The 21,697-nt window shown below is 59.5% G+C and carries 14 protein-coding genes and 3 pseudogenes; 3 read left to right on the top strand and 14 right to left on the bottom strand.

All coding sequences use genetic code 11. The features are described 5' to 3' along the window. Positions 1-561: 561 nt before the first annotated feature. The 11 genes and pseudogenes from BD293_RS00295 to BD293_RS00245 form a co-directional block, all read right to left on the bottom strand. Positions 562-1,461, bottom strand: a complete 900-nt coding sequence (locus BD293_RS00295) for a hypothetical protein (protein ID WP_142079301.1) — start codon at positions 1,459-1,461, stop codon at positions 562-564. A gap of 20 nt (positions 1,462-1,481) precedes the next feature. After that, positions 1,482-2,327, bottom strand: a complete 846-nt coding sequence (locus BD293_RS00290) for a LytTR family DNA-binding domain-containing protein (RefSeq protein ID WP_142079300.1) — start codon at positions 2,325-2,327, stop codon at positions 1,482-1,484. A 424-nt stretch (positions 2,328-2,751) separates the two neighbouring features. Continuing rightward, positions 2,752-3,503: pseudogene (locus BD293_RS00285) on the bottom strand (transposase); the annotation flags it as partial. 139 nt (positions 3,504-3,642) lie between these two features. Next, entirely contained in the window at positions 3,643-4,056 is a 414-nt protein-coding gene (locus BD293_RS00280; RefSeq protein ID WP_142079299.1) for a phosphomannose isomerase type II C-terminal cupin domain, read from the bottom strand. A gap of 24 nt (positions 4,057-4,080) precedes the next feature. Further along, complete coding sequence (locus tag BD293_RS00275) at positions 4,081-5,469, bottom strand: nucleotide sugar dehydrogenase (protein WP_142079298.1); 1,389 nt, start codon at positions 5,467-5,469, stop codon at positions 4,081-4,083. A 170-nt stretch (positions 5,470-5,639) separates the two neighbouring features. Beyond that, positions 5,640-6,191 (bottom strand): NUDIX hydrolase, encoded by a 552-nt coding sequence (locus BD293_RS00270; RefSeq protein ID WP_142079297.1) that lies wholly within the window; start codon positions 6,189-6,191, stop codon positions 5,640-5,642. An 18-nt stretch (positions 6,192-6,209) separates the two neighbouring features. Further along, positions 6,210-6,824 carry a response regulator gene (locus tag BD293_RS00265; RefSeq protein WP_142084171.1) on the bottom strand — a complete coding sequence of 205 codons (615 nt, stop codon included), beginning with the start codon at positions 6,822-6,824 and terminating at the stop codon, positions 6,210-6,212. Positions 6,825-6,827: 3 nt separating this feature from the next. Next, positions 6,828-10,400: a PAS-domain containing protein gene (locus BD293_RS00260; RefSeq protein ID WP_142079296.1), complete on the bottom strand. Its 3,573-nt coding sequence runs from the start codon at positions 10,398-10,400 to the stop codon at positions 6,828-6,830. Beyond that, a complete protein-coding gene (locus tag BD293_RS00255) occupies positions 10,397-10,936 on the bottom strand; it encodes a heme NO-binding domain-containing protein (RefSeq protein ID WP_246086166.1) in 540 nt (179 codons plus the stop codon). Before BD293_RS00255 ends, BD293_RS00260 begins: the two co-directional genes overlap by 4 nt. Positions 10,937-10,951: 15 nt before the next feature. Beyond that, a complete protein-coding gene (locus BD293_RS00250; RefSeq protein ID WP_142079294.1) occupies positions 10,952-12,136 on the bottom strand; it encodes an FIST signal transduction protein in 1,185 nt (394 codons plus the stop codon). Positions 12,137-12,283: 147 nt separating this feature from the next. Beyond that, positions 12,284-13,702 (bottom strand): mannose-1-phosphate guanylyltransferase, encoded by a 1,419-nt coding sequence (locus tag BD293_RS00245; protein WP_142079293.1) that lies wholly within the window; start codon positions 13,700-13,702, stop codon positions 12,284-12,286. 230 nt (positions 13,703-13,932) lie between these two features. Between BD293_RS00245 and BD293_RS00240 the strand changes: the two genes are divergently transcribed. The 3 genes from BD293_RS00240 (at position 13,933) to BD293_RS00230 (ending at position 18,448) form a co-directional block, all read left to right on the top strand. Beyond that, complete coding sequence (locus tag BD293_RS00240; protein WP_281286598.1) at positions 13,933-15,324, top strand: phosphohexomutase domain-containing protein; 1,392 nt, start codon at positions 13,933-13,935, stop codon at positions 15,322-15,324. Positions 15,325-15,444: 120 nt separating this feature from the next. After that, positions 15,445-16,875 carry an HlyD family secretion protein gene (locus BD293_RS00235; RefSeq protein ID WP_142079292.1) on the top strand — a complete coding sequence of 477 codons (1,431 nt, stop codon included), beginning with the start codon at positions 15,445-15,447 and terminating at the stop codon, positions 16,873-16,875. A 1-nt stretch (position 16,876) separates the two neighbouring features. Next, complete coding sequence (locus BD293_RS00230) at positions 16,877-18,448, top strand: glycosyltransferase (protein WP_142079291.1); 1,572 nt, start codon at positions 16,877-16,879, stop codon at positions 18,446-18,448. A gap of 450 nt (positions 18,449-18,898) precedes the next feature. Here the strand turns inward: BD293_RS00230 and BD293_RS23410 are convergent. The 3 genes and pseudogenes from BD293_RS23410 to BD293_RS00215 all read right to left on the bottom strand — a co-directional run. Then, positions 18,899-19,660, bottom strand: a pseudogene (locus BD293_RS23410) (IS110 family RNA-guided transposase); the annotation flags it as partial. Next, positions 19,626-20,603 (bottom strand): annotated as a pseudogene (locus BD293_RS23405) (DEAD/DEAH box helicase family protein); the annotation flags it as partial. The pseudogenes BD293_RS23410 and BD293_RS23405, both read right to left, overlap by 35 nt. Before the next feature lie 48 nt (positions 20,604-20,651). Continuing rightward, the gene (locus BD293_RS00215) at positions 20,652-21,521 is read right to left on the bottom strand and encodes a WYL domain-containing transcriptional regulator (RefSeq protein ID WP_246086165.1); all 870 of its coding nucleotides are present in this window, start codon (positions 21,519-21,521) and stop codon (positions 20,652-20,654) included. Positions 21,522-21,697 lie beyond the last annotated feature (176 nt).

Here is a 21,697-nt window from a genome sequence, read left to right as displayed (position 1 = left end):
ACGCGTTCTGGCGTGAAAATGTTGTGCAGCCGGGCGCGAATTCCGCGTTGGTTTCAAAAGCCCTGACCCTGCACCCCATGCATGAGGGGTGTGGGCCATATTGCCCCTTTTGCTATAGCCCAAACCCTCAGGATGATTCGCAGCCAACCTTGTGAGGCCCAGCTCTGGACGGCGCCCTGTCGCAGCAGGCACAGCAGGACCGTGATAATTGGGGGGAGCACCCAGGCGGCGACGGCGCACAGGTCATTACGGGGTGCATGTTTCCGAGAGACCCGCCATGGTCTGAGGCGCGGGGGTGTGGCATCGCCCGTCATACCGCGATCAGGGCAGATCCGATCCCACCCGCAAGATGCGTTACCAGCCCTGCCGCACCGTCCAGCGGGCGCCGCGGGCTTCAGATATTCAACAAAAGTATAATCGCCATCAGCAACAACACGGCCAGCGCTGACATAGCCGTGATACCCGCAACATTGTGCGGCGCACCCGCGCGGCAGCGGATACATGAATTCTTCTGCTTTTCGCAGATCTGGCAGAGCTTATTGGTACGAGGCTGCATAGATCCTATCCGGTGTTTTCGATTGCGTTCACCGCAGCCAAACGCGCCTGCCATAACTTGTTATTTTCTGACATGATCGACAGGGTTGACAGCAGGCTGCCAGCATGGATAGGCGCTGCCAAAGAAAGATCGGCCAAGTGCAGGCGATGTGTTCCGAACTCATCTGCCGCGAAACCGGGCGACACCAATGCGATCGGAATATGCGGCACATCACGGCGCAACTGAAGCAGCTCCTCCACGATCTTGTGTATGAGGATATGTTTTTCCAATGCATCCATGTCGATGAATACAAACTGCCAAAGCTGCGGCAGCTGCCTTAAGGATGTGAGCGCGGTGTCGAAACAGTCCAGTATATCGAGTGCGTAGCCTGAACCGGTCAGTGGTTGTGTCACAGAATTGGTGAATGCGCTCTGCGCAGCACTGATAACAAAGACACGCTGGTCGAGACTGGTGGCTGCCTTCGAATGGCGCTGTATCCATTGCGCGGGGTCAGGTGCCGGGGCCGAGGGCGTTGTCTTGCCGAACTCCCGTCGCGAGGCAAGCGCGGACATTCTTTGATGACCCTGCTTGGGCTTCGAAAACATTTTCCAGAAACTTTCACCTATGCCCAGGTAGTAAGTGACGCCCGCTATCAGACCTATGCTGACGAGCGCTCCACTTAATGCGGGAGAGGCGCCAAGAACTATACCCGCCGCTAGAATAGCGACGACACCCACAAAAATGGAAAAGACCCAATGGTTGAAAACTGATCTCATATTCGTCCACTGACTAATTTTTGGCACTGCAGACAACTGTATCTCCGCACCTGCGCCCCACGAAACATACGCCATGCCTTGCGCGAGCAGAATATAATCGCCAGCCCTCGTCAGCGAAAAAGTCGCGAAAATGCCCCCTATTGTCGCCAAGGGGCGTACTGCCAGGGAAATCATGTATCCATAGCGCTTAGCTCACACTGCCTTATGATTCTCTTGACAGTATCGACTTGCCTGGGGGCGACTGGGATTCTTTCATCGCAAACGTGCAAATACCAGCTCCTGCCGCTCTTCTCTAATGAGGTAATATAGTCTTTTGCGATCCAATGGGATCTATGAACGCGCACGCCCGGCGTTTTCACTTGCTCAACTGCATCGGACAACGGCAAGCGAAGCTCGCATGCCCCGATCTCCGTTTTGATCGACACGTACTTATCAAATGCGGTGATACGAACTATCGGGGCGCGGATCTGGGCGGGGATCTTGTCGCGCAGACAATGCCGCATTGCTCTCGATTTATGAAACAAAAAAGACAGGCTATCTTTGTAAAAATAGTATGTACCCCACATGATCACAAACAAAGCCGGAAGTGTAATAAATAACCAAATCGCTTCATATGCGAAAAATGAACTTATTAAATAATATGAGATTGTGTTCGCCAAGCAAAAGAAGACTAGCCAGAGACCATATCTTACCCACATTGGTAATAAAAACCTCTCAGACAGTAGCACCGCGCTAAATGCACCCAATATAACTGAGAGAGTAAACGACACCACACCAATCCAAACTTCAAACTCACCGTGTAATGCGGAAGCGTACACACCAAGGGTCGTCGCACCGGCAAGCATCGCCCCATAGAAAATCACGGGTACAAAATCATTCAAGACAATGAGGACCTGTAACGCTGCAGCCCGAAAAGACAGCCTCCATGAGAGCCCTTGACTAGTGGCACCTGAATATATCTTCAAAAGTAAGCCAAGCTGCTTCTCGCCATATTTTGAAAGCCGGAAAGTGAGCATTATATTTCTCGCACCAAAACCTTAGACACAAAACTACTATGATTTGTACTTAGACACATTCGATCTTATGTATTTTGATACCAACCTATTAGGTATAAACACTACCCACAGGGTTATATTAAACGATACATTTGCACGAAGCGCTTGTGGTCTATCGTCCGTTAGTTCAATGATAAAAGCACCCTTAGCCGACACTTAACCCGTGAAGCATCTCCCTGATCGATCACTCCTCGGGCTCATCACATATGCTGAATGAACGTCGCCAACTATAGGTTGGTCGCCAATATGTCGCTTTCTGTCGCGGAATAGTGTTTGGTTGGCTTTGCCATCCCGGATGATCACATATCCCGACTTGAAGCGTCCCGCCTCAACCTGAATCGTGGGGCTTTGCACGTTTGTGATTTTGTGATTCGTCCTGTTTGGGACGGGTCTCCATCAGCGCATGCCCGATGAAACACAGCATCGCGCCGGTGCCGGATGATTTCTTGTAGAGCCGTGCATCGAGATCAGTGATTGAGGCATGCGTGGCGTTCGAGCGCTTCGCCCTTGAAATCGACCTCGGCATTGTGGTGGGGTTTGGTGTTGCGAGGCAGCGGGTGGGTCTCGGCTGGGAACTCTCGCTCGGAAGGCGCGGTTTCGTGGGGTAGTTTCCGGAGTGGGGGATCGCCGGGCCACTCAACGTCAGGCGGAGTAGCATCGGCCTTTGCCTGGAAACTCTTCATCGACGCCCATGCCTTGACCAGCGTGCCATCAACCGAAAAATGAGCAGCGGTGCGACCTCACGGTGGGCAAGGATTGCGGCCATTACCTTGCGTGACATCTCTGTCGTCAGCAGCCGGTCGCGGTTCTTGTGAACACGGTCGGCACCCAGACCGGATCATCAATGCCCAGCCCGACAAACCAGCGGAACATCAGGTTGTAATCCATCTGATCCAACAACTGCCGCTCAGATCGGACAGAAAACAGGATTTGCAGCGGGCTCGCCCGGATCAGCGGCTCCGGCGGGATTAAGGGACGACCAAAATCGGTATAAAGTGCCTCGAACTCCGCATCTAGGCTGGCAAGTGCGTCATTGACTACCTGTCTGATCTTGCGCAACGGATGACGCGGCGGGATGCGCTCTTCCAAGTCAACATAGCTGAACAGCGACCCGCTCGTCTCGTCCGTCCCGCGCATCGTCACCCCCGATACTGCCGTGGGAAGGGTGAATCATGTTCTTAAATTCTTGTCGAGGCGGGACTATTTCAGCAACCTGTTCGGGATAGAACCGGCGGAGGGCAGCCGAGTGGAAGGGGAGCGGCAGCCTACTTCGGCGTTAGCCCCGCACTTCGGTTGCCGGGCGGTCATAGACGTCTTCCAGCCGGACGATATCGTCCTCGCCAAGATAGTCGCCCATTTGCACCTCGATGATCTCCACATGCGATTTCGTCCGGTTCTCAAGACGGTGCACAGCCCCTTTCGGGATCATCACCACACCACCGAGTTTCACCTTCATCACCGCGTCATCGACAGTGATCGTGGCCGTACCCTCGATCACCACCCAGCATTCCGCGCGGTGGTAGTGATATTGCAGGGACAATTGTCCGCGCGGCTTCACGCGGATGCGCTTGACCTGATGCGCCGCACCGCGATCAAGGCTCCAGAATGCGCCCCAGGGGCGTTCTTCGTAGGTTGGTGCATCGGCAGGCACTGCCGAGGGAGCCGGGCGAACAGTGGATTGAAAGGTCATATCATTTCTCCTAATTTGAGGGAGTTACCAGCCGATACCGCAGAGGTTCGAAGGTTGGTTGGCACGGGATTTCCACAGCCGCGCCACATCAATCACTGGTTTGTCGGTAGCAGCGGCCAGGGCGCGGTAATCGGGGTGAGCATGGGTGACGATGATGGCATCAGCCCCGGCCACGGCGTCAGATGCGTCAGCGGCCAGCATGTCACGCAGCCCGGTCGCGAGTTGCCCCAGCCCTTGTGCCGCATGGACAACATAGGCCAGTTGCGCTTCGATGCGGGTCTCTGCCGTGATGGCCGGGTCATGGGCGGTGATCTCGATTCCGGCCTCTTGCAGCTCTGCTATCACCTCAAGGATCGGGCTTTCGCGCAGGTCATCCGTGCCGGGTTTGAACGCCAACCCAAGGACCGCGACCCGCCGCGCGCCGGTCGCCTTGACCAGACGCGCAGCCTCGGCGATCTGGGTTGCATTCGAGCGCTCAAGCGCGCCGATCAACGGTAGATCAACGCCTAGATTGCGCGCAATATGGGTTACCGCGCGCACCTCTTTGGGCAAGCAAGAGCCGCCATAGGCAAAGCCGGGCTTGAGGTAATAGGGCGACAGGTTCAGCTTGGTGTCGCGCACGAAGATATCCATCACCTCGTGGCTGTCCACGTCCAGGGGCTTGCACAAGCGGCCAACCTCGTTGGCGAAGGTGACCTTGGTCGCGTGCCAGACGTTATCGACATATTTGACCATCTCGGCCACCTCGATCGAGGTCACGACCGGATCGGCATCAACGTCGGCATAAAGCTTGCACATCAGGTCGGCGGTGACATCGTCGGTGACGCCAATCACGGTCTTGGGCGGATTGTGGAAATCCTCGACCGCAACGCCCTCTCGCAGGAATTCGGGGTTGAAGCAGACACCGAAATCAGCGCCGACCTTGAGGCCCGAGGCCGCCTCGATCTCGGGCACCATGACATCGAGTGTGGTGCCCGGCGGGATAGAGCAGCGCATGACAACGACATGGAAGGCTGCCTTGCGCGCCAGCCCTTCACCGATCGAACGCGCGGCGGCGCGAATATAGCGATCGTCACACCCACCATCTTCGGCAGTGGGGGTGCCCACCGAAACGAAGGTGATGTCGGTCTCGACCACTGCCGTGGCAAGGTCGTTGGTTGCGCTGATCAAACCGTCAGCGACACCATCGCCCAGCAGCCGGTCCAGATCCTTCTCGTGGATCGGCGCGCGTCCTGTCGCGATCGCATCGACCTTGACCGGATCGAGATCGACCCCAATCACACGGTGGCCGAGCCCCGCAAGGCAAGCGGTAGACACCGCGCCCACGTAACCCAGACCGATGACAGAAACGGAAGGTCGCGAGACAACGCGGGCCTGAGGGTGAAAGGCAGTATTAGTGGTCTGGTGTAGCATTTTGAAGTCTCCGAATTTCGTTGGAGACTTTATGCCACGGCGCCTCTTCAAAGGCGCGGACGCGGCGGGATAGATGATTGGGGCAACCGGCTGAGCAGGGTGAGTAAAGGGTTAAGGCTGTGCCCCATTCGGGCCTCGGCGCTGTCCAGAAGGATAGTTTCCCTCGCCGTTCACGCTGCCGGAAAGTCACGATGCCGTCGGGCGAGGCCCCAATCGGCAACGTGGTGAACCACCGCGAAAGGCCCCGCATCGAGCGCCTTTTCGACCTCATCCGCTGTTATCGCGGCAAGTGTGGCGGTTTCGCTTGGATCAGAGAGCCAGCCCGGGGCCGCCTTGCAGCCACGTGCAAGAAAGAAGTGTCCATGCGCGCCGCGTTGATTGCCATTACCCACGTAATCGCCGAGCCCGATCAACTGTGTGGGCGTTCGCCCAGCCTCTTCGAGCAATTCGCGACGTGCCGCCGCCTCAGGGGTTTCGCCGGGATCGATGAAGCCGCCGGACAGGCTCAGGCAATTCCGCCGGGGTCCGTGGCGATACCCGGTCATCGCCACCACCCGCCCATCGGGCTGCACCGGCATCACCAGAACGAAACTGCGCAACTCGACCTGCCAGAAATCCGGGATCACCTGGCCTGCTACGACCTCCCCCTCTTCGCGGAACACCCGCAGATAGGGCGCTGCATCTAATTCAAGCTGACGCGACAGGGTTTTCCGTGCGGTCATGGTGCAGTCTGGCCCAGATCAAAACAACCCGGAGTCCCGTGCGATCAGGGCTGCTTGGGTGCGGTTGAGGGCACCGATCTTGCGGTAGAGCGTCTTCAGATGCAGCTTGACAGTCGGTTCCTGGATGCCGAGAGCGCGGGCGATTTCCTTGTTGGACAGCCCCTCGCACAGCTTTTCAAGCATCTGCAATTCGCGCGGTGTCAGTTTTTCGGCCAGCGGGTTGAGCACCTCGACCTCTGGGGCGGCGGTCATGAAGTCGATTGGCGCATATTGCTCGCCCATCGCCATGAAGCGCACCGCGTTGACCAGCGATTTGGCTGGCAGGGTTTTTGGCAGAAACCCTGCCGCCCCCATCTCCAGTGCCTGTTCGGCCACTTCGCGCGGGGCGATGCCGGACATCACGGCGACACGCGCACCGCGACCTGCCTCAAGCGCGCGAGCAAGACCCTCCAGACCATTCATGCCGGGCATGCCGTAGTCGAGCAAGATCAGGTCGAACGGCTCACTTGCCTCGACCAGTTGCATCGCAGCGTCGAGATCCTGTGCTGGCGTGACGTCGATTTTTTCCTGCCGGAACCACAGATCAAGCGTATCGCGCAACAGTTCGTGGTCATCAGCAATCAAGACACGCATCATTTAACCTTCACCCTGTTTCGCACGCAGTATGGCAACTTCGGCCGCGTTCACAAGTGCAGCCTTGTCCACGGGCTTGCCCAGCACAGCATTAAACATGGCCGTATCGCGCCCCGCCATAGCGGCCAGCGCAGTCACAAGAACAATCGGCAGATGCGGCGCATGTGCGCGTGCGGCTTGCGCGAGGTCGCTGCCAGTCATGCCAGGCATGTCGAAATCCGTGATGAGCAGGTCCCAGGCATCCGGGTTATCCCTCAGAACCGCGATCACGTCCGCAGGCTCGGACGTCGGGGCCACTTCGGCACCAACGGATTCGAGAAAGGCGGTGATAATGTTCAGCACATTCTCTTGATCGTCGACCACCAGAACAGTGCGCCCGTCCAACCGGCCAGTCAGACCTTCCACGGCCGCGCCCTCTTTCGCGCGGATCGGGGCCACAGGCCACAGAATGGTGAACTCACTCCCCTGATCCGGCGCTGTCACAAGTTTCAGCGCCCCGCCTACACGGGCAATGATCGAGGACACGATGGTCAGGCCCAGCCCGCTGCCACGCGCGCCTTTCGTGGTTTCATAAGGCGTGAAAGCGCGCGCCACCTGTTCCGATGACATTCCCGGCCCCGTATCGCTGATCGTGATCGCGCAGAAGGCATGCTTCGGATCAGGCGTTCCTACCGTGAAAGGCCCCTGCAAATCGTCCTCACTCGGTTTACTGAGCACGACAGTGATCGCGCCGGGTCTGCCATCCAGCGCGTCGCGGGCATTGATGGCAAGGTTTAGCACAGTTTGCAAAATATCGGTCGGGTCGGCCACGACCTCGATTGGAGTGTCGGGGAGGTGCGTGTTCAGGCGCATAGACGCACGCAGGCTGGCGCGAACAAGATCGCTTGCCTCGCGCAGCGGCTCACGCAGGTCCAGCGTAATAAGCTCCGCCTCGCGCCGCCCAAGGGACAGCAGCCGCCGGACCAGTCCGGCCGCTTGCGCGCTTGCGGCCAGGATTCGTTGGGCGCCGATCGCACCAAGGCTGTTTTCAGGGGTTGCGTCCTGGATAAGTTGCGCGCCGCCAGATATCGCGGCCAGCAGGTTATTGAAGTCATGCGCAAGCCCCGCAGCCATCTGCCCGACGACCTCGCGCCGCTGCGCCAGTTGCAGCTCTTCACTCAGCCGATCCCGCTCGGCCATTTCGCGCCGACGATCGCGCATATCGCGCGCAATACACAAGATCCCACCATCGTCCTTTAGTGTCAGTGACACCTCTTGATCCACGGGGCTTCCGTCGCGGGCTTTTCCCATGATTTCGCCGGACCAACTGCCATAAAACATCAGTTCGGGCATGACATGCCCGCCCATCCAGGCGGCGGCGTCTGGCTCGTAGAACATGGACCAGGGTTTGCCAAGAACCTGTGCTTCGGAGGTGTATCCAAAAAGTTCGAGATGTGCGTGGTTCATGTAGACGAACCGGCCTTCCGCATCTGTGATCGCGATCCCGTCGTGGCTTGCTTCCATCGCTGCAGCGCGGTCAGCCTTGGCGCGTTGCTCGGCAAGCTTCAAAGCGGTGATATCGACCCTAAGACCGACGCGCCCACCGTCTGGTGTGGCCTTCTCGAAAATGCGCAGCCAGCGGCCGTCGGACAGATGTTGTTCCACTTCGCTGTCGCGTTCGCAATGTCGTTCCAACCGTTCCGCCAGCCAATCTGCCTCACGCCCGATGGCGTCTGCGTATACACCCAGTTCAAGACCTTGTCGCAGGATGTCTTCGAATCGCGTCCCCGGCACGATTTCTTGCGCCGCGCTTGGATAGATCTCTCGGTAGCGCTGATTGCATATGACCAACCTGTCATCAGCATCGAATAGAACGAATCCGTCCTGCAATGCGTCAACCGCCGCTTCGAGCGTAGCCCGCGCGCGGGCCGCATCATCGGCGGCGGCGCGTAATGCATCGGCTTGTTGGCGGCGCTCTGTCACATCCATTCCTACGGCCATGAACCCATTAAGCGCACCGAAGGTATCCTTCAGAGGCTGAATATCCAGATCAACCCAGTACGAACGACCATCACGAGCACGATTGAGAATCTCTGCCTGCACTGGCTTCGCCTGATCCAGCGCCTGACGCAAGGCGGCGATGGCTTCGGGAGCCGTCTCTTCGCATTGCAGGAAGCCGCCCGCATTTTGCCCCTTGATTTCGTCTAGGGCCCAACCGGTTGTCCGCTCAAAGGCTTCATTCACCCAGGTGATGCACCGGTCGGCGCCCGCAATCACAACAAGGTTCGAGGTGCGCCGCGCAATTTCAGACAGCCGCTCGATCTGTACTCTCTGTTCCCGGCGCACAAGAAGCGAGCCGATCACCTTGGCCACAGAGCGAATGAGATGGACCTCGCCGGGCAGGAATGTGCGCTGCGCGCGCACCGCGCCATAGCCCACAAAACCTCGGAACACCCCGTATTCCACCATTGGCACGGCCAATAGCGAAACCATACCCTGTTCTACAAGAATCTCCTTTCCTGGCGTAGCATCCGACAGCGCGCCTACATCGGGGATCACCACATCGCGTCCGGCATCGAAGGTCTCGCGCCAATGAGAAATCATGTCAGACGGAATTTCCTGAAGCTGATCGCGCATCGCGGCGATGCCCGAGACACACCATTCGTGGCTGCTGTCGATCAGCGGCGCATCCTCGCGCAGCCGAAACACATACGCCCGGTCGGTATTCGTGGCGTTGCCCAGAGCGGCCAGAGATCTCTCGATGGCCGCATCGATCTCGTCAAGGGATGCGCCCAGAAGGTCGTCGAGGATGCCGACAGCCATGCCCTGCATGTTGGTCAGACGCGCAAACGCCTGCTGAACCGCTTCGAGCGGCGCATCGAGAACACCTCCTTCACCGCTAATCGGCCGCCCCTCGATCAAGGACACCAGAAGAGCGTTGCGCCGGGTATCGCGGAGAGCGGTGAGGGATTGCGCAGCAAGCCCGGCCAGCCGCTTCAGCAGCCGCAGGTCTGTGGCCGTGAAGCTCCCCGTTTGGAGACACCCCAGCAAAAGCGCTCCAGCGGCCTCGCCTGAGATATTAAGAGGCACAATAATCGTCGAGGCGTAGTCCGTGATGCGGCCGGGAAACACCTTGCCCGGGGCGATCAATTGAAGCGTGCTTAGGCGCCGCGGTCGCACAATCAGACTGTTGGGGACCGGCAGCCCCAGACCGATATGTTCAGGTCGCGCCGAGGCCGTGATGCGCACCTCCGACCCCGAAGCCTGCAAGTAACAGGCATCAAAAACGCCAAAGGCACGTTGCAAGGTATTCAAAAAATCCTGTAACGCTTCTGCCGCGCTTGTTTTGCCCGAAAACACCGCCATAGCCTCTGACAGGATGGACTGTTGCCGCAGGGCGGCAGCTTCCCTTGCCCTAAGTTCTTCGGTTTCCGCAAGGGCGGCGCGAACCGCTTCGCTCTCGCGCATCAACCGCCTGTTGGCGGTGTAGAGTTCCCTTGCCTTGTCTTCGAGCAGGCTTTCGGCCTCTTGCCGGGCGCGACGTTCGCGATCAAACCGCGCGCGCGAAACCACTGCTTTTGGCCCATCTTCCGTCATGCATCGCGACGAATGTGGATGCGAAAGGTCGCCACTGTGCGCCCGTCCTCTGACCGGTCGCGCCGGGAAACGCAGGCGGATTCGCCGAAGTGATCGGTGCAGGATTCTATCAACCCATGACAGAACTCGGCCAAGGCACGCGGTGAGCGATAGGTCATGTCAAGTCTACCAGGACCATCACGCCGCGTGTTAAACGTCGGCAGATCGGCATCGGGATAAAGCTTTCGCACCTCGACATGGATGTCGTCTTCTATTGCCTCGAGCATGTCCAGACTGCCCTCTCGACCTTCGAAGAACTGCGGATAGTGGCGGGCGAAGCTTTGCATCATCCAATGACCAAACAGCCGCTGCAAAGCAGCCGCAGACAGTCCGCTATTCGCAGAAAAGCCACCAATCAGGTTAAACAACTCTTCGCAGGGATAGTTGCCGACCGATGTATAGGCTCCGCCCGACGGCAGATCTAGCGCCTCAATAACGCGATCAACTGCCTCTTCACCAAAGCTGTCCTCGGCCATGGCCAGAAGTTCGGTGAACATGATGCCTTTCATACCCTACCTCGCGATGACTGTGCAGGAGATCATAAGGTTGCCGTGTTCCGCCACGCCGCCCGTTGGGACACCCTGCTCTCCGAATGTGAATACCCCGATCCATGGCGCATCGCCAAGTGCAGTGTTCACGCCTGCACAAACGTCCTCCATCCGGTTCTTCACTGCCAGCATGCAACCGCCGCAATAGACGACAAAAGCGCCTGAAATATCCGTTCGGGCATTGTTGCGGGCCTGCCCCGCGATCCGGCCAGCGCGTGCGACCAAACTGTCGGACGTGCCCTGCATCTGCCAGATCCGATCTCCCTCGCTCAAATCCGCGAAAAGGTCGAGCGATCCGTCCGGGTTTGCCACCGCAGGATGGGCCAGCAGGTGAAACGGCACCCCGGCCACCTCACGGGTGACCCGCCCAAGCGGCCAGAGTGTTGCATCCGACAGGATCGAGACCGGCGCGTCGGTGACCATCGGGACGGCACCATCGGTCCAGCGGTGATAAACGGCGGACGCGGGCGCGCCGTCGATCTCGATCAACCGGCGGCCTTTGATGGCGGTGACGAGACCGCTCTTGCCGGTAGGGGCATAACCACTTTGATAAAATGAGGTGATCGGACGAGACGGGAACAGGACCGACACCACGACGCCATCACCATGAACGCCTTCGGGCCCGAATTGGGCCCAGGCACCGCTCACGTCATTATCGGCTGCACTTCCGCCGACAATGAGCGTGTCCAGCCCGACCACAGCGCGCACGCCTTCCAACACCTGTTCCTCGCGGCCAGGCGCGACCGTCAGCCAGACCATCTCTGGCACCTCGCCAAGCCGGTCGGCAGAGGCCAGCGCGGCCTGGGTCGCGCGGGTTGCAGCCGCACGGGCATCCTCACCCAAATCGGCTGAGCCCGTACCATAGCTGCCATCGGCATCCCAGACAGCCAGCCCGGCGACACCGCCGCCACTGTCGATGTTCAAACCGTCCTGCGTCATGATCCCGAGGCAAGATGATCCACCATGCAGCGCGTCACAACCAAGGCGCGCCTTGGCCAATACCTGCAGGGCGTCAGCTGGGGTGCCGACCCCGAAATGCAGCGCTACAAAGTCGGGCGCGCCACGATTGATCACGCCCAGACCGTCTGCAATCTCGGCGATGGCGTCTTTAGCCGAGTCTCCGCGCGACTGGGCTGTCTTGATGAACATATACCTCTCCTGTTTTTCACAGAATATAGCAATACAACCGGCCACGACCAGCGCGCAGCCGGACAGGAAACCAATCCTAAAGGATAGGTCCGGACAACACGGCAAGATGGCACAGACCTGTTTGTGCTCAGCGAAATTGATCCCCCGCTACTCGGCAGCGATGGCAAAGGGTGTCGGATGTTCGGCCACCTTTTGTGTCAAACGGTGTTCTTGCACCTCCAGCAAAACCAACGGCGCATTGTCGGGATTGCGTATCTGCGCCGCAACGCCCTGCTGACGCGAGACGCTGGTGCCTTTCGTTAGCGCCACGACCTCATTGGGGAACGAAACGAAAGCCCGGCCAGCAAGCACGGTCCAGCGCGTCTCAGGCGCCGAGGCTGGCACGGTCTTCTCTGTGCTCTGCGTGATCTGGACGCAGCGGCTGGCATACTGCATCCCCTCGGCTTCGGTCCGCGACCATTGATCTGCATCTGTGACAAACCCCTCGGCCTGTGCAGCCTCACGTGCCTTGAGGCGTGCGACTGCCTCCTTCACATCCTGCGCTCGGTCGCGGTGCGCGATCAGCACCGTGTCGCCCATTGCCACAGCGACGATATCGGTCAGGCCTACGCCCACGAGTTCCAGGCCGCTCACTTCACTGCGCAGCAGGCTGTCGTGACAGTCGATGGCTGTCACATCCCCATCGATGATAACTCCGCTTTCATCGCTGCTGCCTTCACGCCAAATCGCATTCCAATCACCCAGATCCGACCATCCTGCGGAAAACGGGACAACACAGAGGTTATCCGCCCGCTCCATCACCGCATAATCGACAGAGATATCCTCTGCCCGCGCCCAAGGGCCGGATGCGAGCCGCACAATGCCGTGCCGATGCGTCGCATCAGCCAATGCACAGCGCACGGGCAACATCAGGCCGCGCGCATGTGTTTCAAAGGCGGTGATCAGTGTTTGGGCTGACGCGAGGAAAATACCGGCGTTCCACAGATAACGGCCAGCGGCCAGCATCTGTTCCGCTCGCGCCGCATGGGGCTTTTCAACAAATCCTGCAAGCGACATCGGGCGCGGTGCGAAATCATCCGGCACCTCCGTCATTTCCAGCCACCCATAGCCGGTTTCCGCACGCGTCGGACATATGCCGAAGGTGACGATCTGTCCGTTGCGGGCCGGGCCCGCCCCGACCATAACGGCATCACGAAAGGCGCGTGCATCGGGGATCGCATGATCGGACGGTGCGATGAGCAGCAATGCGTCAGGGTCTGTTGCGGCCAAATGCAGCGCTGCGGCAAGAATGGCGGGTGCCGTGTTTCGCGCACTCGGCTCCACCAGAATATCCGCTGGCACGACACCCGCCGCCACGGCCTGATCGCACGCCATACCGAGATAGGCCTCGGACGTTACGACCATGGGCGCCTCCCATCCAGGTCCTGACAGGCGCGTCAGCGCGGCTTGATAGAGCGTGTCTTGACCGAGAAGTCGGGTGAATTGTTTTGGCATGGCCTTGCGTGAGACGGGCCAGAGGCGGGTTCCGGATCCGCCGCACAGAAGCACTGGTGTAATCTGGGTCATGGTTGTCGCCTTTCGGGGCTGAGTGTCGATCTGCACTCACCCTCGCATGGGACACGGCAACATCGCGAGTGCGCGGCAGGATGGACCGTTGGTGCGTCGGGACAAGCGCCCATCCGTCCGGATAGTTCGACCAATCCGATAGAGCGGTTCGACGTCCTGCTGCGGGTCTGTGCCAATGCATCGATTTCAGGCACCAAGAGTTATCAAAACCATACCAACGGAAAAACGACATGACCCTTCATGATCCCCAATCATTTATTCCCATGCATTGCTTCAAAGCTTACGACATTCGTGGACGCCTTGGCGACGAGTTGAACGATGGCATTGCCCGACGGGTCGGGAGGGCCTTTGTCGGGGTTCTGGCTGCGCGCCGGGTTGTTGTGGGGCGTGATTGTCGAGCATCGTCCTGTGCATTGCAGGCGGCGGTGATCGAGGGGTTGCTCGAAGCAGGCGTGGAAGTGGTCGACCTGGGGCTGTGCGGCACGGAAGAAATGTACTTTGCCACCAGCCATTTCGATGCATGCGGGGGGATTGAGGTCACCGCCTCTCACAATCCGATGGACTACAATGGCATGAAGATGGTCGGGCGCGGCTCTGCACCGCTGGATCCCGACACTGACATGAGAGCGATCCGGCATCTGGCGGAAACCGGAGCCTTCGCCACGCTACGCTCTGGAGGACACGTGATCGTCGCCAAGGATACAAGGTCCGCCTATGTCGAACGGGTTTTGTCGTTCGTCGATATTGCCGCACTGCGCCCGCTTAAGATTGTGGTCAATGCCGGCAACGGTGCGGCAGGTCCGACATTTGACGCGATCGCCGAAGACCTGAACGCGCGCAGCGCACCTTTCGATTTCATACGCTTGCACCATGCGCCCGACGGCCAGTTTCCCAATGGAATACCCAACCCTCTTTTGCCAGAGAACCAGCCAGTTACGGCAAATGCCGTGGTCGCCCATAAGGCGGATTTCGGTGTTGCTTGGGATGGTGATTTCGACCGGTGCTTTCTGTTCGATCACGAAGGGAACTTCGTGCCAGGGGAATACGTCGTTGGCCTTCTGGCGCATATCTTTTTGGCAAAGGAACCGGGTACAACCATCATTCATGACCCGCGCGTGGTCTGGAATACTCTGGACGTGATCTCGCAAAGCGGTGGAAAGGCGCAGGTGTCGCGCACCGGTCACGCTTTTCTGAAGCAGGCGCTGCGCGATACCGGTGCGGTTTACGGTGGCGAGATGAGCGCGCATCACTACTTTCGCGATTTCATGGCCTGCGACAGCGGAATGATTCCCTGGCTCATGATCGCCGAACTGATCGGGCGCACGGGGCGCAGCCTTGCTGATCTGGTGACAGCAGCGCGCGTGTCTTTTCCCTCCTCGGGTGAGATCAACTTCCGCGTTACAGACCCCGCAGCCGCGATGCGACGCGTCGAGAACGCTCTTGTCGCTGATGCCGAGGAGGTCGATCGGCTTGACGGGCTATCGCTCAGTTTCGCCGACTGGCGGTTGAACCTGCGCATGTCCAACACCGAACCATTGCTCCGCCTCAATGTCGAAAGGCGCGGAAATGCCAATGCACTCAAGCTGCATATCGCGCAAATCAAGGCGCTGATCGAGGGCTAACCTATCCTTTGGGATTGGTTGCCCGATCCGTCCCCTCCAGCACGCATCCCTCTGCGGCGCAGCATGTTTATCGGACACCTGATAGAACCTCAGTGAGAGAAAATCAGGAGAAACGGCCCGATGACACGCCAGCAGCATCGCCAGAACGGCGGCCAGGACGCGGCCAAAGGGCCCGACAGCGTTCCGGCCACGGATGCGCTTGGTGGTGTTCATATCGCGCATGAGCGTCCCGCGCCCGAGACAGAGCCGCATGTCATTGCCCCGCTGATCTTGGCGCTGGCCGACGGCACCAGGCTGGTGGCGCGCAACTGGTGGCTCGGCGGCATCTCTGACGCGGTCCTTGCCGGACATGATCTGGCCGGTGCCAGGATGGAAATCCCGTTTCAGGGCATCGACGTGGGTTTCCCAGTTGCGCTCGAGGCTGTGGACGATGACGGCCCGTGGTTGTTCAAGCACCTCACCGGCCGCCAACGCGAGGCATTGGGGCTGTTCTATCAGAACCTCCTCACCGGAAAGATGGCCACGACGGGAGAGATGATCACCGCACTGGACACCCCTGTCGACTTAATTCCGATGGGCGAGACGGCGCAGGAACAGGCCGCGGGCCAGGCGCTGGCCAAACCCAGGCTGCTGCGTGTCATGTTCAATATCATTTGGTATGTCGGGCTTTTCTGCCTTCTCGTTGGCTTCTTGGGATCGTTTGCCTGGTCCCGCATCGAGGGCATCCCCCTGTCACATGCACGGGTTTATGCCGAGCGGCAGGACTTGCGCGCCCCTCGCGAAGGCTATCTGCAAAGGGCCGCTTCTGCCCAAAGGCACGTTGCCGAGGGCACGATACTGGCCCGCCTGCAGGATCCCGAGGTCGAGGCTGCGCTGGAAGATGTCCAATCCCGGATTGACGTGCTGGACGCCCGCATCACCGAGGGGCGAGAGCGCCTCACCCTTCACTTATCCATGCGTGAGGCGGTTCGCGAGACGCTCGGAAGGCTTTACTCCGATGCCGCCATGGCACGTTTCGATGCCGGTATTTCGATCCGCCCGGGCGACTACAACGATCAGCGGACAAGGTTGGAACAGGAACTGCGCGGCTTCGAGACCGATCTGGCCCGTGCAGTCTCGGAGATGCGCACCCTGCGTCAGCAGCGCACTTCAATGCAGATAACGTCCCCGACCGGGGGTCTTGTCGCCGAATGGTTAGCGGCAGATGGCCAGTATATGCGCATGGGTGATACGCTCGCGATCTACGAGACGTATGCGCCGAGGGTCATTCGGGGGTGGCTTGACGATCGGAGGGGCGGTTCGGTCAGGCCGGGCATGCGGGCCGAGATCAGGCTGCCAGAACGCGATCCGGAAACCCGGATCACCGGTCGCGTCACCACGGTAGAGGCCGGTGCGAACCCCGCCGAGCCGGATCGTTTCGGCCTCATTGTGACCATCGAGGCGGTAGGGCTGGATGCAGATGAAACCCGCGCGAGACTGCGCTTCAATGCGCCGACGGAGGTGGTCGTGAAACGTGGACTTCTGGCGCGCTGGTTCGGAACAGGGGGCTGATATGGACGCCCCACATGGCGACTACGCCTTTGCAAAGCATCTGACCGCGTGGCTGCGCGAACTTGGCGGCCCCGCGCCGCACGGGCTGGCCAAATGGACGCCAGCCTTCCTTGTGAACTACGCAGCCCTCTGGGGCTTGATCCTCGGGGTGGCGGTCCTGATGCCCAACCGGTTTTTCAAGCCGGACTTGCTCAGCATCACGATCACCCTTGGCACGCTGGGATTCTGGCGCTTCGGATGGTGGTTCACCCACGCGGTGCGCGCCGAAATCTATCGCCGCATAACCTGGCCGCCGATGCGGCGCCGGGCGCAGGCGCTCTGGGCGTCAGGCTGGCGCCCGCGCCGACTGCACATCCAGATGACAACCTATTACGAGGAACCGGCGATCACCCGCGCCGTCATCGGCTCGATCCTCAGCCAGGTGCGCCGCGAAGGTATCCCCACCTCTCTTTGGATCGGGACGGGCTCGGCCTATGACGAACTGGTCATACGCGACTATGTGGAAACCCACGGCGCAGACCTGCCAGCGGGCCTGATGGACCTGACCTTCGTGCGCCAGAACCAGCCCGGCAAGCGCATGGCCATCGGCCTGATCCTGCGCGGCATGTCGCGGCGAGGGGTAGATCCGGACGATCTGGTGATCTTCATGGACGGCGACGCCGTCTATGGCGGCGATGTGATGGAAAAGACCCTGTCAATGTTCGGCGCCGACCCAGAGCTGCAGGCGCTGACCACGGATGAAGAAGTCATGTGCTATGGCCCGCGCTGGATCGGGGCGTGGCTGGAAATGCGCTTCGCCCAGCGACGGCTTGCAATGCAGAGCCATGCCCTTGCCGGTCGTGTGCTGACCCTGACGGGCCGCATGAGTGTCTTTCGTGCCCGCTACATCGTTGACGAGAAATTCATCCGCACGATCGAGGCCGACCATCTGGATCACTGGCTTTGGGGCCGGTTCCGCTTTCTGTCAGGCGACGACAAATCGACATGGTACCATCTGCTTTCGAAGCGCGCAAAGATGACCTATGTGCCCGACGCCACAGTCTACACGATCGAGGTCATCAAGGGGTCGGGGATGGAGCGGATGGTGCAGAACTTCCGCCGCTGGTCGGGCAATATGCTTCGCAATGGCGCGCGTGCGATAGCACTCGGACCCCGTGCGATGCCGTTCTTCATCTGGTGGTGCATCGTCGATCAGAGGATCGCCATGTGGACGATGATGGTCAGCCCCTTGCTTGCAGTCTTTGCCACGATGATAGACCCAATTTATTTCTGGAATGTTCTGATCTGGTTGGTGGCGTCGCGGCTGGTTCTGTCAACCGTGCTCTACACCTACGCCCGCAAGCCTGATCTGACCTGGCCCTTCATCCTGTATTTCAACCAATTCATCAACGCGGGTGTGAAGATCTACATGATCTTTCACCTGTCAAAACAGAAATGGTCGAATCGCGGCAATCAGAGCGCCGGCGAAGGCACCGGTTGGAAGGAACGTTTCGCTCTCTTTCAACTTTTCACCGTGGCATCCGTTTTCGTGACCGGCCTCGCGCTCTATGCAGGTGTTTTGCCGTCACCTTAACCCGCCTTCCGTAATGGGGCGTTGTCTGTCAAGCGATTTGCCAGTCGATAAATCAGTCACCTACGGTTTGGCGTGGTGACGACGCGAGGTGCGTTCGGCGCTCCGATATATACGGGCTCCGGGCCGAACGCACCGGATCTGGTCTGCCCGCCACTCACTTGGTGTTTTCCGTTCAGTGCCGCTTTTTGCGTATGTTGCCAAGGGGCTGCCCATACCGGGATGATGCTTCCGTCCGTAGTCAGCGCGATGGCTGCCACATCATGCCTGGACCAAATGCGGATCCCGAGTGCCTATCTTATTCACGCGCTCAGACCATACGTGTCTGGCAGCGAGACGGATAACGGCATCATCGGGGACCGCGTCCCGGTCGGGACCTCGGTGAGCCGCCGCGTATCGGCGCGGCCCGATCCTCCTTCTTGCAGTTTACGTGTTATCGGTGGCTTTTGACGCTCACGCGGCCGCTGTCTCGATACGCTTGAAGCGGAATTCGGTGCCGTCTTGCCACATGCGATGCAGGATCACCCCGATGCGACGCGCCAGCGCAACAGTCGCACGCCTCTTGCCGCGTCGCTTGGCGACATTCCACGCCCATGCCGTCAGCCAGCTGGGGCGACCTAGGTTCAGCATTACCAAGACAGCCTGGTAGAGCACGGTGCGTAGCCCTACATCGCCGGCTCGTGAGATGGCGCCCACGATGTCGCGTTCCCCGGATTGCTTGCGCCTTGGGGTTAAGCCTGCCCACGGGCCGACGTCCTTCGAGGATGAGAAGCGATTGGGATCATCGATAGCCGACTTGACCGTCAGCGCCACAATCGCCCCCACGCCAGGCATGCTCATGAACTGGCGACACACCGGATCGGATTTGGCATGGTTGCGCGAGAGCTTCTCCAGATCCGCCAATTCTGTGCGCAGCGCCCTGCGCGCCGTCAGGATCGGATTCGCGGCGGCTTGTAGCATGGCATTGCCATCAGCCAGCTCCCGCACCCGGTCCTCGAAGCGCCCCTTGGCTATACGTCCCATCTTCAGCCCGAAATTGCGCAGCACGCCACGGATCGACAGCTCGAGGTTGATGATGGCTTGCTGGATCGCCTTGCGCGCGGACAACAGCGCGCGCATTTCCTGCGCCAATATCGACTTGCAGTGGACCTGCCGGAACCAGCCCATCTGCAAAAGCCGCGCGATCCCTTCGGCATCCCGCCTGTCGGTCTTGATGATGCGCTTCGTCATTGATGACCACGATCTTGCCCAAGCCTGACAGTTCGGACATCACGCGCTGGATCATCTGGCCTTCGGTCTCCAGCGTCACGACACTGTCACCATGCCCCTCCAGCGCCGCGCGCGTTCCTTTGGCGATCTGGGTTTTCTCGCGGAGCTTGAACGCATGGTAGTTGGTAAGCACGATCTTGGCGCGCTGCATGTCCTGCATCAGGTCGCCTGGCACCAAGCTGAGGCGGCGGTAATAATTGTCGGCATCATTCGGCAGCAACACCCGCAAACGATCCTTGATCGTGATGCCGGGCGTGACAATCAGGAATCCGCGCGTGAAATTCTTCGAGTTCGACGCACGCACAGCGTTCAGCACCTGCCACGCAATCAGCATGGCCATGACAGTGGTCTTGCCTGCACCCGTCGCCAGCTTCAGGGCGATACGGAACAGATCGGGATTCGCGCTGTTATTGGCAGCTTCCAGCCGCTCCCGAAACCGCTTGCCGCGCGCAAGTTTCGGCGCAACCTCTGCAAGCCAGATTGCGATCTCGACCGCCTCCAACTGGCAGAAAAATGGCCGGATTGTCTGACTTTCATCAACCTGCAAGGCACGCCAATGCGTCAGAAGCCGCTGCGTGACAGGCGAAACCTGCCATTGGCTGGGATTGGGGAGCAGACGCCAGACATCGACCTCACGCCGGATTTCATTGACGAATTCTGTGACATTGAACTCGACGCCCAGCCCCTCAAGACCCTTCGCGCTCAGTTCCATCTCGGATTGAGTGCCGCCGGATTTCTTGCTCTTGGCCTGCGGCATGGCAGATATCAACTCAGAACGCCGCCTACTCTCGATTACGCGATCCGTCGGCCGCCCCTCATCATCCATCTCCCAGTGACGCACTGGCATCAGGTATGGGGAGTTCAGAATGGGTTTTTCAAAAAATGACATGGTGCGACCTGTTGAAAAGAGGTGTTGATTTCATCGGAACCACGCTGGTTAATCTGGTGGTCGCATTGATGGCACCTCTGACTGCGCCAATAACACAATCTGCTGATCCTGCGGCCGCCTTGCAGCCGGATCCGTATCAAGCCCCAGGCGCTTGAGCGCATAAAACAAAAGCGCCTGTCGCACCCGGATCTGCGCCCTGCCCTCTTCCATCCCATAATCCATCTCGATCGCGCGGCGCTGGGTTGGCGAGAGATCAGGATGTGGGCCGATCTCGAGGTCCGCTTCATTGTGCCAGTCTGTGTCCGCGCGCAAATCAGCAGTGGCTGGACCATGAGCACCAATCTCGACGATGCGCGACAGCAGGAAATCCTTGAATACGTGGTCATTCTGGCAGAACGCCCGGGCGTGCCAGCGAAACCCGTCGAAAGCCAACGCATGCGGCTCGATCCGGCGCAGGCTGGGTTCGGGGCGCGACATGGACTGGTAGGTGATTTCAAGCGCTGCTGGCGCATGGATCGCGGCCAGAACATCGCGAAGGGTCTCAGCTGCGACACCGCGCGCAGGTATCGGCGTCGCCGCGAAGGTGGGAAACACGCTGATCCAGCTCTGATCACGCGAGACAAGGCCCTGATCAACCGCGCGCAATTGCGCGAAATATTCCTCAGCGCTGGGGGTCATGAAGCGCGGCTTGAACGCCTTGCCGCGCACATAAGCGCGCTGGCGCTTGTCGTAAGCGAGGTTGCGTTTCCAACGCTCGGAGTAGCGCGTCAGGTCCAGCGATGCCTGCTGCAGCGAAATGCCGAAAGTGTCCATCAGATCAGCGCGGTTTATCCGACCATGCCAGAACACCCGGAACTCGATGAATGCGTTGCGCTGCTCAGCGCTCCAGTTCAACTGCTTCGCCTTCTTGCCTGCCACCTTGTTCCCTTCCTGACCCTCCCTTGCACTATAGACCCATAAAATAGTCCCTCGCAATAAGTGAATTATGCGACAGGCTCAGGCCGGAGAAACCTTCATGATCATGTCAGGAATGCCCCCGGATCTTACGAAGTGATTGACCTTGTTACCCCAAGAGTTGTCCCCTCATAATCGGG

Source organism: Roseinatronobacter monicus, from assembly GCF_006716865.1.
Classification (GTDB): Bacteria; Pseudomonadota; Alphaproteobacteria; order Rhodobacterales; family Rhodobacteraceae; genus Roseinatronobacter; species Roseinatronobacter monicus.
The sequence above is the reverse complement of the archived record's forward strand: the minus strand, read 5'-3'. Positions and strand labels throughout refer to the sequence as shown.